This is a genomic window from Glutamicibacter uratoxydans (assembly GCF_050753455.1).
Classification (GTDB): Bacteria; Actinomycetota; Actinomycetes; order Actinomycetales; family Micrococcaceae; genus Glutamicibacter; species Glutamicibacter uratoxydans_A.
Genome location: NZ_CP192736.1, coordinates 1,124,860 through 1,138,371, shown reverse-complemented (window position 1 = coordinate 1,138,371; position 13,512 = coordinate 1,124,860). Strand labels below are relative to the sequence as shown.

The 13,512-nt window shown below is 57.9% G+C and carries 13 protein-coding genes; 4 read left to right on the top strand and 9 right to left on the bottom strand.

Annotation, left to right across the window (positions count from 1 at the left end):
- The first annotated feature begins 130 nt into the window (after positions 1-130).
- Genes ACQQZ8_RS05245 through ACQQZ8_RS05230 form a run of 4 tightly spaced genes read left to right on the top strand, consistent with a single transcriptional unit; the run spans position 131 to position 4,382 of the window.
- The gene (locus tag ACQQZ8_RS05245) at positions 131-784 is read left to right on the top strand and encodes a GntR family transcriptional regulator (protein ID WP_431711631.1); all 654 of its coding nucleotides are present in this window, start codon (positions 131-133) and stop codon (positions 782-784) included.
- On the top strand, positions 777-2,294 hold the full coding sequence (locus ACQQZ8_RS05240) for an MmgE/PrpD family protein (RefSeq protein ID WP_431711630.1): 1,518 nt from the start codon (positions 777-779) through the stop codon (positions 2,292-2,294). Before ACQQZ8_RS05245 ends, ACQQZ8_RS05240 begins: the two co-directional genes overlap by 8 nt.
- Positions 2,294-3,223: a methylisocitrate lyase gene (prpB, locus tag ACQQZ8_RS05235; protein WP_431711629.1), complete on the top strand. Its 930-nt coding sequence runs from the start codon at positions 2,294-2,296 to the stop codon at positions 3,221-3,223. Before ACQQZ8_RS05240 ends, prpB begins: the two co-directional genes overlap by 1 nt.
- A gap of 19 nt (positions 3,224-3,242) precedes the next feature.
- Positions 3,243-4,382 (top strand): bifunctional 2-methylcitrate synthase/citrate synthase, encoded by a 1,140-nt coding sequence (locus tag ACQQZ8_RS05230; RefSeq protein ID WP_431711628.1) that lies wholly within the window; start codon positions 3,243-3,245, stop codon positions 4,380-4,382.
- Positions 4,383-4,514: 132 nt separating this feature from the next.
- Here the strand turns inward: ACQQZ8_RS05230 and ACQQZ8_RS05225 are convergent, their stop codons facing one another.
- The 9 genes from ACQQZ8_RS05225 to ACQQZ8_RS05185 all read right to left on the bottom strand — a co-directional run bounded on the left by ACQQZ8_RS05225 (position 4,515) and on the right by ACQQZ8_RS05185 (position 13,508).
- Positions 4,515-5,018 (bottom strand): 8-oxo-dGTP diphosphatase, encoded by a 504-nt coding sequence (locus ACQQZ8_RS05225; protein ID WP_431711627.1) that lies wholly within the window; start codon positions 5,016-5,018, stop codon positions 4,515-4,517.
- 63 nt (positions 5,019-5,081) lie between these two features.
- The gene (gene xerD / locus ACQQZ8_RS05220) at positions 5,082-6,041 is read right to left on the bottom strand and encodes a site-specific tyrosine recombinase XerD (RefSeq protein ID WP_431711626.1); all 960 of its coding nucleotides are present in this window, start codon (positions 6,039-6,041) and stop codon (positions 5,082-5,084) included.
- Positions 6,042-6,053: 12 nt separating this feature from the next.
- Positions 6,054-6,701 (bottom strand): NUDIX domain-containing protein, encoded by a 648-nt coding sequence (locus ACQQZ8_RS05215; protein WP_431711625.1) that lies wholly within the window; start codon positions 6,699-6,701, stop codon positions 6,054-6,056.
- Positions 6,702-6,805: 104 nt separating this feature from the next.
- Positions 6,806-8,488 (bottom strand): CTP synthase, encoded by a 1,683-nt coding sequence (locus tag ACQQZ8_RS05210; RefSeq protein ID WP_431711624.1) that lies wholly within the window; start codon positions 8,486-8,488, stop codon positions 6,806-6,808.
- An 89-nt stretch (positions 8,489-8,577) separates the two neighbouring features.
- Entirely contained in the window at positions 8,578-10,329 is a 1,752-nt protein-coding gene (gene recN / locus ACQQZ8_RS05205; protein WP_431711623.1) for a DNA repair protein RecN, read from the bottom strand.
- Between the two features lie 87 nt (positions 10,330-10,416).
- Positions 10,417-11,442 (bottom strand): NAD kinase, encoded by a 1,026-nt coding sequence (locus ACQQZ8_RS05200; RefSeq protein WP_431711622.1) that lies wholly within the window; start codon positions 11,440-11,442, stop codon positions 10,417-10,419.
- Between the two features lie 70 nt (positions 11,443-11,512).
- Positions 11,513-12,307: a TlyA family RNA methyltransferase gene (locus tag ACQQZ8_RS05195; protein ID WP_431711621.1), complete on the bottom strand. Its 795-nt coding sequence runs from the start codon at positions 12,305-12,307 to the stop codon at positions 11,513-11,515.
- Positions 12,304-12,495, bottom strand: a complete 192-nt coding sequence (locus ACQQZ8_RS05190; RefSeq protein WP_431711620.1) for a hypothetical protein — start codon at positions 12,493-12,495, stop codon at positions 12,304-12,306. Before ACQQZ8_RS05190 ends, ACQQZ8_RS05195 begins: the two co-directional genes overlap by 4 nt.
- Before the next feature lie 2 nt (positions 12,496-12,497).
- Positions 12,498-13,508 (bottom strand): HAD-IIA family hydrolase, encoded by a 1,011-nt coding sequence (locus ACQQZ8_RS05185; RefSeq protein WP_431711619.1) that lies wholly within the window; start codon positions 13,506-13,508, stop codon positions 12,498-12,500.
- Positions 13,509-13,512 lie beyond the last annotated feature (4 nt).

The following is a 13,512-nucleotide window of genomic DNA, read 5'->3' as shown; positions in this document are numbered from 1 at the left end:
CGTACCCGACAAGAAAAGCCTATGAGGTAAGTCACCACCTTTTCAAGGCTTTTGTATACATGAATTAAATGATTTGCGGCATTTTTTTGATTTTGCCCCAAATTTTTCATTCTATGTATACACTGAGGGTATGAGAGCCAGTGACAAAGCTTACGAGAGCCTGCGCCAAGACATTGTGTCTTGGCGGCTAGTTCCCGGCACCGTACTGGCCGAAGTGGAACAGTCCGCACGCTTGGGAGTTTCACGCACTCCGGTGCGTGAAGCGCTGGCGCGGTTAGTTGCCGACGGTTTAGCTATCCAGCAACGCGGGCGCGGGGTCGTTGTTTCCGAAGTGTCCCTCGATCACCTCACCGATTTATTCGACCTGCGTCGGGCTTTGGAGTGCGAAGCGGCGCGCTTGGCTTGTCACAGTCAGCGGGCAGCGGAGTTTACCGAACTTGCTGAACTTTTTGCCGCGGCAGCCAGCACTACGGATCTGGAACAGCGTGCCGAAGAGTATTACCACCTCGTGGCCCGTCTTGATGAGCTCACCGATCTGGCGGCGAATAACAGCTACCTAGCCAGTGCGCTGCGCAGTCTACGGGTACACCTGCAGCGGGTCCGGCGGCTCGCCAAGGATCACCCGGCCCGGCTAGCGTCCTCCGCGAACGAACACGCGCAGATTGCACAAGCCATTGCCCGCGGGGATGCGACACTAGCGCAAGCTGCCGTGACCTTGCATCTACATCAGTCTTTTCAACACATCACCAAGTACGCCACCGAATTGAAAGGCACCAATGATTAATCACCCAGTACGCGTCTACCGTTCCGAAGAGAATCTAGCTCGCGAAGACCAGCTGGCACACAAGATTGCCAAGGTTGCCACCGACCCGGTGGAGCTCACCGAAGAAGTCAAAGACATGATCATCAACCGGATCATCGATAACGCCTCGGTGGCGGTCGCTTCCCTGAACCGTGGCCCGATCGTCGCAGCTCGGGCGCAGGCACTTACCCACGCCCCATCCACCGGCGGCAGCGGTGCCTCGGTATTCGGTATTCAGGAGAAGGTCTCCCCCGAGTGGGCGGCCTGGGCCAACGGTGTGGCGGTGCGTGAACTGGACTATCACGACACCTTCCTCGCTGCCGATTACTCACACCCCGGCGATAATATTCCGCCCATTCTTGCCGTCGCCCAGCACACCGGTGCCTCGGGTAAGGACCTGTTGCGCGGCATTGCCACCGGGTATGAAATCCAAGTAAATCTGGTCAAGGCTATCTGCCTCCACAAGCACAAGATCGACCACGTAGCTCACTTGGGTCCTTCGGCCGCTGCCGGCATCGGCACCCTCCTGGGTCTCGATGTCGAAACCATCTTCCAGGCCGTTGGGCAGGGATTGCATACCACCACCGCCACCCGCCAGTCGCGTAAGGGCGAAATCTCCACATGGAAGGCCCATGCCCCGGCTTTCGCTGGCAAGATGGCCGTCGAGGCCGCCGACCGCGCGATGCGCGGACAGACCTCCCCCGTGCCAATCTACGAAGGCGAAGACGGTGTCATCGCTTGGATGCTCGACGGCAAGGATGCCGCCTATGAGGTCCCGCTACCGGAAGCTGGTGAAGCCAAGCGCGCCATCTTGGACACCTACACCAAGGAGCATTCGGCCGAATACCAGGCTCAGGCCTGGATCGACCTGGCTCGCAAGCTACACGGCGAGCACCCAGAAGCCACGGATCCGAAGAATGTGAAGTCGGTGCTGATCAAGACCAGCCACCACACCCACTATGTCATTGGCTCCGGTGCGAACGATCCACAGAAATACGATCCGACCGCCAGCCGCGAGACACTAGACCACTCGATCCCGTACATCTTCACCGTCGCCTTGCAGGACGGCGCGTGGCACCACGTGGATTCCTACGCCCCAGAGCGTGCCGGCCGTGCGGACACCGTCGAGCTGTGGCAGAAGGTCACTACCGAGGAAGATCAGGAGTGGACTCGCCGCTACCACTCGCTGGATATCAGCGAAAAGGCGTTCGGTGGCTCAGTGGAGATCACCCTGAACGATGGAACCGTCATCACCGATGAAATCGCTGTTGCTGACGCTCACCCCTTGGGCGCCCGTCCCTTCGCTCGCGAGCAGTACATCAACAAATTCCGCACTCTGGCCGCCGGCCTCGTTGCGGAAGAGGAAATCGAGCGTTTCATCGCAGCCGCCGAAAACGTGGAGAATCTTGGTGCCGGGGAGCTGGATCAGCTCAATATTCTGGCTGCCCCTGGGGTCATTGACGCAGCACAGGCACCGAAGGGTCTGTTCTAATGCTGTATTCGACCCGTACCCCCGCGCAGAAGCGCATTGACCTGCGCGAAATGCTTGTTCCAGGTGCAGCACGCCAGTTCCCGGGAGCTTTCAACCCGCTATCGGCGAAACTCATCAGTGAAAAAGGTTTCGACGGCATCTACATTTCTGGTGCCGTGTTGGCCAACGAATTAGGGCTTCCCGATATCGGTTTGACTTCCTTAACAGAGGTAGCCACCCGGGCCGGGCAGATCGCTCGAATGACCGACCTGCCGGCCATCGTGGACGCGGATACCGGATTTGGTGAGCCGATGAACGTGGCTCGCACGATCCAAGAGCTGGAATATGCTGGGCTGGCCGGATGCCATATCGAGGACCAGTTCAATCCGAAGCGGTGCGGCCACTTGGATGGAAAGAATGTGGTGGATACCGACACCATGCTCAAACGCATTGCAGCCGCGGCCGATGCCCGCATCGACGAGAATTTCTTGATCATGGCACGTACGGACATTCGTGCCGTGGAAGGTCTGGATTCGGCAATCGACCGGGCCAAGGCCATGGTTGATGCTGGCGCCGATGCGATTTTCCCCGAGGCGATGAAGGATGTCTCGGAGTTTGAGGCAGTCTGCAACGCGGTCAATGTTCCGGTGCTGGCCAATATGACGGAGTTCGGCAAGTCCGAGTTGTTTAGCCGTCAGCAGCTGGCCGATGCCGGGGTGGCAGTGATCATTTATCCGGTCACCTTGTTGCGTAGTGCGATGGGAGCCGCCGAACGGGTCCTCGACGCAATTAGCGAAGACGGTACACAGCAGCGTGAAGTGGATAACATGTTAACTAGGTCACGCCTCTATGAGCTGGTTGACTATGAAGCGTACAACCGCTTCGACACCGGAATTTTCAATTTTCAGGTGCCGACCTTGGACATCGGAACAAACAACGCCAATCTGTAGCCCTGACAGGAGTTAGACAATGACGACTACCGACGAGATCAAAAAGGGCCTAGCCGGAGTCGTGGTGGATTACACCGCGATTTCGAAGGTGAACCCTGAGACGAATTCGCTGCTCTACCGCGGCTACCCGGTTCAGGACTTAGCGGCACAGAAATCCTTTGAAGAAGTGGCCCTGCTGCTGTGGACTGGTGAGTTACCCAGTGAAAGTGAACTCACTGAATTTACCGCCTACGAGCGGGCTAACCGCAACCTTGATGAGCGTATCAAGGCCGCGATTGACCTCATGCCAACCGACTGCCACCCGATGGATGTGGGACGCACCGCGGTTTCGGTGCTTGGGGCTAATAACCCGCTCGCCGAGGACTCTTCACCGGAAGCCGAGCTGCGCAAGGCTAAGGAACTGTTTGCGGCCTTCCCCGCAGTAGTGGCTTACGATCAGCGACGCCGACGCGGGCTAGACGTGGTGGAAGCCCGCGATGACCTCGATTATTCGCAGAACTTTTTGTGGATGACCTTCGGTGAAGAGGCCGCGCCGGAAGTTGTCGATGCTTTTCGGGTGTCCATGGTGCTCTACGCTGAACACTCCTTCAACGCCTCAACGTTCACCGCCCGCGTGATCACCTCGACCTTGTCCGATTTACATTCGGCAGTGACCGGAGCCATCGGCGCGTTGAAGGGGCCACTACACGGTGGCGCCAACGAAGCGGTCATGCACACCTTCGATGAGATCGGGATCGATAAGAACGAATCCCGGGACCAAGCCGCCGCACGAGCCAAAGCCTGGATGGAGGAAGCCTTGGCCGCGAAGAAGAAGGTCATGGGCTTCGGACACCGTGTCTACAAGAACGGTGATAGCCGTGTGCCAACCATGAAAGCCGCGCTGGACCGAATGATTGAGCACTACGGTCGTTCGGAAATGCTCGGACTCTATGACGGGTTGGAAGCTGCGATGGATGAGGCCAAAGCCATCAAGCCAAACCTCGACTATCCGGCAGGACCGACCTACCATCTGATGGGCTTCGACACGGAGATGTTCACCCCGTTGTTCATCGCTTCACGGATCACTGGCTGGACCAGCCACATTATGGAGCAGCGTGCCTCGAATTCCTTGATTCGTCCGCTGTCTGCATATAACGGTCCGGAGCAACGAGCACTCTAATGTCTCTTCTCGCCGCTGGCGAGATTCGGTCGATTCCGGCCGGATCTCGCCAGCGGTCGTTAAGCTGCCTCTAGCCTGTGACGTGTCACCAGGTGATCATGAAAACGGTGCAAGATAACTCGGATGCAGGTTTCAAGCCCAAAATTCGTAGTTCAGTGAGTCCACCGACACATTATCCGTAGCCATGGTGATGGTGGCCGTGAAGCGTTGGCCATCCAATATTTTTCTCAACCAGCTTTGCGCATCCTGCCACATCTGTGCCACGGGCAGTCCCGTGCTGGGGTACCAAGCGATCTGCAGTTCTCGGCTATCACGGGCTTCGCCTGTACTGCGTTGACTCAGGAAAACCTGGCAGTCCATATCGGATTTGGGGCTTGCGGGGAATCGAAAGAGCAAGGTGGCCCGCAACTCTGCTGCCGCGGGGTCAACCCGCACCGAGGTTTCTTCGGCCAATTCGCGTACCGCGGCCTGAAGCGCGCTTTCCCCGGGTTCGATCTTGCCACCCGGAGCCACGATATTTCCCGCCCCGAACCCGGTGAGTTTCCGTCCGAGGAGTAATTCGGAACCGCTCGGACCTTCGCGCAGAACCAGCATTAACACCACCGGTGTCGGCGTGCTTTGCCACATATCTGTCATTTGCTCCTCCAGTGATGAACCCGGGTGTTCACGCGTGAAATAGTGTTCAGTATGCTCCGGAAACTAGTGCACCCGGGGGTGCGCTCCCAGGTAGGCTTCGCGTAAGGCGTCCACTGTCACCTTGGTATAAATCTGTGTCGTGGTGACCGAGGCATGGCCCAGTAGTTCTTGGACGACACGCACATCGGCGCCGCCTTCCAGCAGGTGCGTAGCGAAGGAATGCCGCAAGGTGTGCGGAGAGATCTCAACGCCCAGTTCGGCTTGTTCCGCGGCTTTGTTCAGAATCATCCATACTGCTTGACGAGAAATCCGGCCGCCGCGCTGATTAAGAAAGAGCGCTGGGTTACCTTTACCCTTAGCCGCCATCCCGGGTCGGGCTCGCACCAGATACTCGTTGAGGGCCTTGCGTGCATAGGATCCCAAGGGAACGACTCGTTCCTTCGAGCCTTTCCCGAACAATCGCACCACGGATTCACCATCATCGAGTGCAGCAAAATGGACGTCATCCACATCCAAGTCAATCACTTCGGAGATGCGTGCGCCGGTGGAGTACAGAAATTCCAGCATGGCCCGGTCCCGGAGCCCCGCTGGATGATGCGTAGGGATAGATTCAAGCAACGCGGTGACTTCGGCGATACTAATGGCTTTAGGAAGCGAGTTACCGAAGCTGGGTGGCTGGATGTCCCGCGCCGGGTTCGGGATACACAAAGATTCCAATTCCCAGAACTTATGTAGCTGACGAACTGCCACAGTATGTCGAGCCACTGAGCGAGCCGCTAAACCGGGTGTTTCGGCGGTCCCGCGGGCCAGCGTTTCGAGGTAGGTCCCCACATGTTCGGCGCTAATGCCCTGTGGGGTGTTCACTCCGGCTTGCCCCAAGGCGGTGCCGTAGCGCGAAAGATCACGGCGGTAGGCGGCCAAGGTGTTCGCCGACAGGCCACGTTCCAAGGACAGGTGCTGCAAATACCGGTCGATGGCTCGTTTCAGGTCAACTGGGATGTCGTGTTCGCTGCGTTGTGGCACGAGATTTTTCCACTACCCCGAGCGCAGGCCCGGATGAGCTTCGAAGGGCGCGTCGGCCTCACGCAGCTGCGCGAAGCCTTGGGCTTTGGCGGCCTGAGTCGCCAGAATCCCGACCACCGCCGAGGGATTGTGGATTCGCCCGGTAAGCACCGCATTGACGGCTTGGTCCAAAGGCACCCAGCCGAATTTCATTTCAGCTTCCTCTTCGGTCCGTTCGTGCCGTTCGGTGGGTGGAACAAGTGCGCTGTTGCGAGCCAAGAAGATTCGCATGGCTTCGGAGGAAGATCCCGGTGAGAGGAAGAAGTCGGTGAGTACCGCCCAGTCTTCAGCTCGGCGGTCTGCTTCTTCCCAGAGTTCACGTTTGGCAGCATCCAACGGTGCTTCCCCGGCGACATCTAGTAGCCCAGCCGGGAGCTCCCAGAGTGTCATGCCGACCGGATGGCGGTATTGGTTTACTAACAAAATTCGGTCGGTTTCGTCTAAGACGACCACGGCGACTGCGCCGGGATGAGCAACGAAGTCTCGGGCAATCCGTGGACCATCGCTGGCCAGCTCGACTTCCTCATGGACCACATTCCAAATCCGGCCATCATAAACGGTTTCGGAAGACACCACATTTCGCGCAGAGAATTCGTCGGTGGGATATAGATTCTGGTCCACGGCGGTTATCCTTCCGAAGGTAGGGAGCAAAAGGTTAAACCAGCATGGGACCGGTGCCGCGACAAGTGCCGTGGTACCGGCCCCATGGCTGGTGTGCTTGAGCGTTAGTTACCGCGTTTGGCCAGAGCAGCGGCTATCAGGCCACTAAACAAGGCATGCGGACGTGTTGGTCGGCTGGAGAGCTCCGGGTGAGCCTGAGTCGAGACGTAGTACGGGTGGACGTCCTTTGACAGCTCCACGAACTCAACCAGAGTGCCGTCCGGAGAGGTTCCGGAAAAAACCAAACCGGCTTCTTCCAGCTGCTTCCGGTAGGCGTTGTTGACCTCGTAGCGGTGACGGTGACGTTCGGATACCTCGGTGGCACCGTAAGTCTCAGCAACGACCGAACCGTCCAGTAGGGTGGCCGGGTAAAGGCCCAAGCGCATGGTTCCGCCCAGATCTCCCTGACCGTCCACAATTGCCAGCTGTTCTTCCATGGTCGCGATCACCGGGGTGGTGGTCTCTGGATCGAACTCGGTCGAGGAGGCATCGGCCAATCCGGCGACATTGCGCGCGTACTCGATAACCATCGACTGCAAACCTAGGCACAAGCCGAGGGTTGGAATCTGCTTTTCCCGGGCGAACTTCAAAGCGCCCAGTTTGCCTTCCAACCCACGGATACCGAATCCGCCAGGAACACAGATGGCATCGACATCGGCCAATGCTTTGGAAGCCCCTGCCTCGGTTGCGCAATCATCGGCAGGTACCCAACGCAGGTTAACCTTGGCGTTGTTGGCGAAGCCGCCGGCCTTCAGCGCTTCAGTGACCGACAGGTAAGCATCTGGCAGATCCACATACTTGCCTACCAGTGCCACGGTCAGCTGGTGTGCGGGGTTGTTGACGACCTGCAGTAAACGATCCCAGTCTTCCCAATCAACATCACGGAACTTCAGGTCCAGGGTCTGCACAATGTATGCGTCCAAGCCCTGGGCGTGGATGATCTTAGGAACTTCGTAAATGCTTGCTGCATCTGCGCAGTTGATAACGGCTTCGGTGTCCACATCGCAGGTGCGGCCAAGCTTGGCGCGCATCTCATCAGGGATGGGGCGGTCGGAGCGGATAACTAATGAATCGGGCTGGATACCGATCGAGCGCAAAGCCGCCACCGAATGCTGGGTGGGCTTGGTCTTCAGTTCCTGGCTTGGGCCGATGTACGGAACCAAGGACACGTGGACGAAGAAGGCGTTCTTTCGACCGATGTCCTGGCGAACCTGGCGAGCCGATTCGAGGAAGGGCTGAGATTCGATATCGCCCACGGTGCCACCGATTTCGGTGATGATCACATCTGGCGCGCTCTTGCCCTCGCCTGGCTCGATGGCCGGCAAACGCATGCGACGCTTGATTTCGTCGGTGATGTGCGGGATGACCTGTACGGTGTCCCCGAGGTATTCACCGCGACGTTCGCGTTCAAGAACGGTGGAGTACACCTGTCCGGTCGTAACGTTGGCGCTACCGGGGAGGTTTTCGTCCAGAAAACGCTCGTAGTGCCCAATGTCCAGATCGGTTTCTGCCCCATCGTCGGTGACGAAAACTTCACCGTGCTGGAAGGGGTTCATCGTACCTGGATCGACGTTCAGGTAGGGATCGAGCTTCTGCATGGTCACAGACAGACCACGAGCCCGAAGTAGATGTCCAAGGCTGGATGCCGTTAGCCCCTTACCTAAGGAAGAAGCGACACCGCCGGTGACGAAGATATGCTTTGTCGTTTCAGACGACCGAGAATCACGAGATAAATTACGCTGCACCACGGGATTTCATCCTATCACCATTCCAGAAGCTAACAATTCAAAAACGTTAGGTAGCGGTTGCTGCATTGCTAACCAAGAAGATGCGGCCGCTACTTGCCCTCGGCAGCCTTTGTCAGTGAATCTACCAGTCGTTGGGCATCTGCCAATAGTTCTTCGGCGTGCGCTTGAGCCGTATCTGACTCTTCTTGTCCGGCCAACATGCGAGCCAATTCACGTACTCGATCCCCGTCATCTAGGGCCACAACGTCACTTGCGGTAAAGCCTTTGCCAGCTTGTGCCGCGGCATCGGAGTTCTTGATCACACGGATGTGGCGATCGGCATATGCGGCGACCTGCGGCAGGTGGGTGACTACAATAACCTGAACGTGCCGGGCCAGCATCGCTAGGCGCTCACCGATCGCCACCGCCGCTTTACCACCGACCCCCTGATCGACTTCATCGAAGACAAAAGTGGGCACTGGGTCAACCGCCGCTAAGACAACTTCGATGGCCAGCATGACACGTGAAAGTTCACCACCGGATGCGCCCTTACCTAGTGGTCGCGGTGCCGCACCTGCGTGAGGAGCGAGCAGCATGGAGATCCCGTCCTGCCCATAGGCACCGGGTTCATCAAGTTCTTGCACTTCCACGATCAACCGGGCATCGGGCATCGCTAGCGCAGTGAGCTCTTCACTGACGCGTTTGGAGAGCATCTTGGCAGCTTTGTTGCGAGACTTGGTCAAGTCGGCGGCGAGAGAGACCACCTGATCATGCAGCTTGGCGCTTTGTTCCGCTAACTCGACAATCCGCGTATCGTCCCCGCCGAGTTCCTCCAACCGGATTCGTGAGGATTCTGCCCAAGCTAAAACCTCATCGATGGTGGGCGCGTATTTGCGGATCAGCTTATTCAGTTCAGCTCGGCGCACTTCGATCTGGGCCAGTCGTTCGGGCCCTTCCTCGTCGAGATCTGCCAGATAAGCGGCGACGTCGCTGGACAGCTCGGAGGCTAAGATCCCCAGTTCCGCCATGCGGTCCGCGAATGTTTGCAACGCCTGATCATCGGCTCCCGCCTGCGCCAAGACTCCGCGCGCAGTTTCCACCATGGTGGTCACACCCGGCGTTTCAAAGTCTTCACTGTCCAGGATTCCTCGGGCTTGCGCTGCAGCAGTGCGCAAGGATTCTACGTTGCCAAGCTTCGTCGCGGCTTCCCGTAATTGCTCATCTTCTCCCGGCTGTGGATCCAGCGCATCAATTTCCGCTAAGGCTAACCGAAGATTTTCAGCCTCACGCATACGATCACGGGAGTCTTGTTTGAGAGATGAAAGTTGACGGGTCACTTCACGCCACTGCCGGTACGCACGCTGATAACGCGACAGGGTTCGCGAAAACCCTTCCCCGGCGAAACGGTCGAGCGCATCGCGCTGTGCCGCCGGTTCTTTCAGTCGAATTTGATCCGACTGGCCGTGGACTGCGACCAAATCTGCGCCAAGTTCTCCAAGAAGTCCTACCGGAGCACTGCGCCCACCGATGGTGGCCTTGGAGCGGCCCTGAGCTGATAACGATCGGGTTAGCAACAGCTCACTATGGGCGCCGGCCGGTTCAATAAATGCTCCGGATTGGCTGGCGGCTTCCAATACGTGATGATCGGGATCGAGGTGGACTACGGCTTCGGCCAATGCGTGCTTGGCCCCGTTGCGCACCGCGCCGGCATCCGCACGACGACCCAACAGCAGCGAGAGTGCGGTGATCACCATGGTCTTACCCGCTCCGGTCTCACCGGTAACAACCGTTAGCCCTGGCCCTAGCGGCAGCGTAGCTTGGGTAATCACCCCGAGGTTGGAGATCGATATTTCTTGAAGCATCGCGCACTCCCAGTCGTTTAGGTAGTTCGTTCCCGATCTTTGCCCATCTTACTCAAGTAATAGTACACGTATTCGAATATTAGGTTTTTAGCTGGTGGAGTCGTCACGAGCCACCATGGGAATTCCCGGCTCATCTTTATGGTGCGGTTCGATGACTTTCACTTCGGGGTTGATCACCGGCAATGCTGTTGTTGCGGTCCGTCGGTCGGCTTCACGTGCCGGCCCGCGCCACCCTTGAATGGGAAGTTCGAACTTGTTGACAAGTCGTTCGGAGAACGGCGTGGTGTTCAGCCGAGCCAGCTTCACCGGTTTGTTACTGCGGGTGACCTCGACACGCGCACCCGGCGGCAGGTCTATCGTACGCCGACCATCACACCAAAGCACTGCTTCGGCGTCGGTACGGGTGAGTGTTTCTACGGCCATCGTGGAGTTCGGGGAAATCACTAACGGCTTAGCGAACAGCGCATGGGCACTAATCGGCACCATAATCAACGCGGCCACTTCGGGCCAGACCACCGGTCCGCCAGCCGAAAAAGCGTAGGCGGTGGACCCGGTAGAGGTTGCCATGACTACCCCATCACAGCCGAAGGTTGAAATCGGGCGCCCATCAACCTCGATGACGACTTCGACCATGCGCTCCCGGTTGGCTTTTTCCACCGCGGCTTCATTCAGCGCCCAAGTTTCCGCCAAACAAACATTGTCCAGCCAAACTTTGACTTCGATCGCCATTCGTTCTTCGACCGTGTAGTTCCGGGCAACGAGCTGCTGGACCGAGTTCACCAGTTCGGTTCGTTCACTTTCGGCGAGGAAGCCGACGTGGCCCAAGTTAACCCCTACCAGTGGAATATCGGCTTCCCGGACTTGTTCGGCCGCATGTAGTACCGATCCATCACCACCGAGGACCACCCCCAGGTCTACGTCCTGCATCGAACAGTCGTGGCCGAGGATTTCTACTTGCAGTGTTTCATCAGCACTAGCACCCACCACGGCTTCTTGATCCTGTTGGCGCATCACCGGCATGATTCCGGCACGCCGGAATTGCCGACAGGTTTCGATGGCCGCGGCAATCGCGTCCTTCCGTCCGGTATGGGTGAACACTAGGATCCGGCGCAAGGTCAAGAAGCCCCCTCAGGCTTGGGAATGTAGCTACTAGCTGGATCAACAGCCAGGACAGCTCTATCTTCTAAGAATAGTCAACGCGATCCAACATCAGGGCATCGATTGCTACTTGTGGATTGTTTTCCAGCGGCTTGGCTAGGCGCAGAAAAAACTCTACATTTCCATCCTGCCCCGGTAATGGGCTTCGAGCCAACCCTGCAAGGTTTAAGCCGACGCTTCGGGCACTGGCGATGACATTCTCGACCGCTGAACGGCGTAGCTTCGCGGAGGTCACCACGCCGGTGCGCGCCAAGTGTTCGCGTCCCACTTCGAACTGAGGTTTGGCCATCAGCAACAGTGCGCCGCCAGGACGCGTCGCGTTAGCCAGTGCCGGCATTACGAGACGTAAAGAAATGAAGGATAGGTCAGCGACGACCAAATCGACTTCTCCCCCAATATCTTCCGGTGTCATGTACCGGACATTCATCCCTTCATGGACCACTACTTGCGGGTGTTGCCGAATAACCTCAACCAGCTGGTCGTGCCCCACGTCCACGGCCACCACCGTTGCGGCCCCACGTCGCAATAGGACATCGGTGAATCCTCCGGTCGAGGCACCTGCATCGAGGCAACGCAGATTATGCGGCTGGATATCGCTGAAGACATCCAATGCGCCGGCCAATTTATGTCCAGCACGGCTCACATATTCAGTCTCTTCGCTGGGCAAGACTTCGAGGGCCTGTTGCGGGCCAACCTTCTTCGCGGACTTTGTCACGACTTGTCCGTCGAGAAGGACCCGAGAGGATTCCAAGAACCGTACAGCTTCGGTCCGTGAACGGGCCAATGAGCGGGAGACCAATTCTTGATCGATTCTTTTCATTGCGCGCCGCGACCTGTCTGATTGAGATCTTGCTGCAGTTCGGTCAACAACGTTTCATAGATCTGGGCATGCTCCGAAATATCTCGGGATGCGAGCGTCTGCAACTGGTCATCTACCTCCTGATCCGTGACCCGTCCTTGATTGCGGTGCATCGGATCGTCATTAGGTTTGGGCATCGGAATATTCACGCTTAGCTCCTCAGCGTACGCTGCAGTTCGTCGACTCCATGAGATGCAAATTCTAGGCGCGGGTTCTGGTGATCGATTTGGCGCGGATTTGCTAACCACCAAGCGTGGCAGGCTGCCCGCCAGCTGTTCAAGTCAGACTCGCTGCCGGTAATTCGTATGAGATCCTCGCTGACGCTGGCTACTGCGTCTCCTACTTTCACTCCGTACCCCAACACTTCCGTGGTGGGGTACGGGCGATAAAGGTCATCGAGTCGTTGAATCACATAGGTGGGACGTTCATCCGCAGGTGCGCCAAGAGCGGTCTGCGCGGTATCAACACCGGTCAGTACCAGCGCGCTGCTAAATCCAGCCCTGTTGGCGCCCAAGATATCGGTATCCAGCCGATCGCCCACTACCAGTGGCCTGCGAGAGTCTAGACGTTCCGCAGCGCGAGTAAAGAGGTAGGACTGCGGCTTGCCGGCGATCTGTGGTTCCATCCCGGTTGCGGCACGCACGGTATTGACCAGCGAGCCGTTACCTGGTGCGATGCCCTCGGCTCGAGGAATCGTTAGATCGGTGTTGGTGGCCACCCACCGAGCGCCAGCTGCGATTGCATAGCTGGCCTCGGCGAGGTCATTCCATGAAACTTCTGGATAGAACCCTTGGATCACCGCCACCGGCTGTTCCCGGTGCGATTCGACCACTTCCATCCCCCGGACGCTCACGCATTCGCGAAGGTACGGGGAACCCACGACGAGGACTTTGCTCCCAAGATTTAATTCCTTGGCGAGTAACTCAGCCCCCGCGTCTGCGGAACCGAAAACATGTTCGGCATTGGTGTTCACACCTAGCTGCCGCAGGTGAGCTGCGACTGCCATAGGTGAACGTCCCGCATTGTTGGTTATGAAGGCGAGCGTTACTTGGACATCTGCCAGCATGTTCAGCGCCGAAACGGCGCCAGCGATGGCGTTCGGTCCGGCGTATACGACGCCGTCAAGATCTGAAAGTACCGAATCGAAACCGGAAATTAGCATGGAA

Bases quoted from the DNA above. Each gene is read 5' to 3' on its own strand.
- ACQQZ8_RS05245 (WP_431711631.1), top strand. From the start codon at position 131: ATGAGAGCCAGTGACAAAGCTTACGAGAGCCTGCGCCAAGACATTGTG.
- ACQQZ8_RS05240 (WP_431711630.1), top strand. From the start codon at position 777: ATGATTAATCACCCAGTACGCGTCTACCGTTCCGAAGAGAATCTAGCT.
- prpB (WP_431711629.1), top strand. From the start codon at position 2,294: ATGCTGTATTCGACCCGTACCCCCGCGCAGAAGCGCATTGACCTGCGC.
- ACQQZ8_RS05230 (WP_431711628.1), top strand. From the start codon at position 3,243: ATGACGACTACCGACGAGATCAAAAAGGGCCTAGCCGGAGTCGTGGTG.
- ACQQZ8_RS05225 (WP_431711627.1), bottom strand. From the start codon at position 5,018: ATGACAGATATGTGGCAAAGCACGCCGACACCGGTGGTGTTAATGCTG.
- recN (WP_431711623.1), bottom strand. From the start codon at position 10,329: ATGCTTCAAGAAATATCGATCTCCAACCTCGGGGTGATTACCCAAGCT.
- ACQQZ8_RS05195 (WP_431711621.1), bottom strand. From the start codon at position 12,307: ATGAAAAGAATCGATCAAGAATTGGTCTCCCGCTCATTGGCCCGTTCA.
- ACQQZ8_RS05185 (WP_431711619.1), bottom strand. From the start codon at position 13,508: ATGCTAATTTCCGGTTTCGATTCGGTACTTTCAGATCTTGACGGCGTC.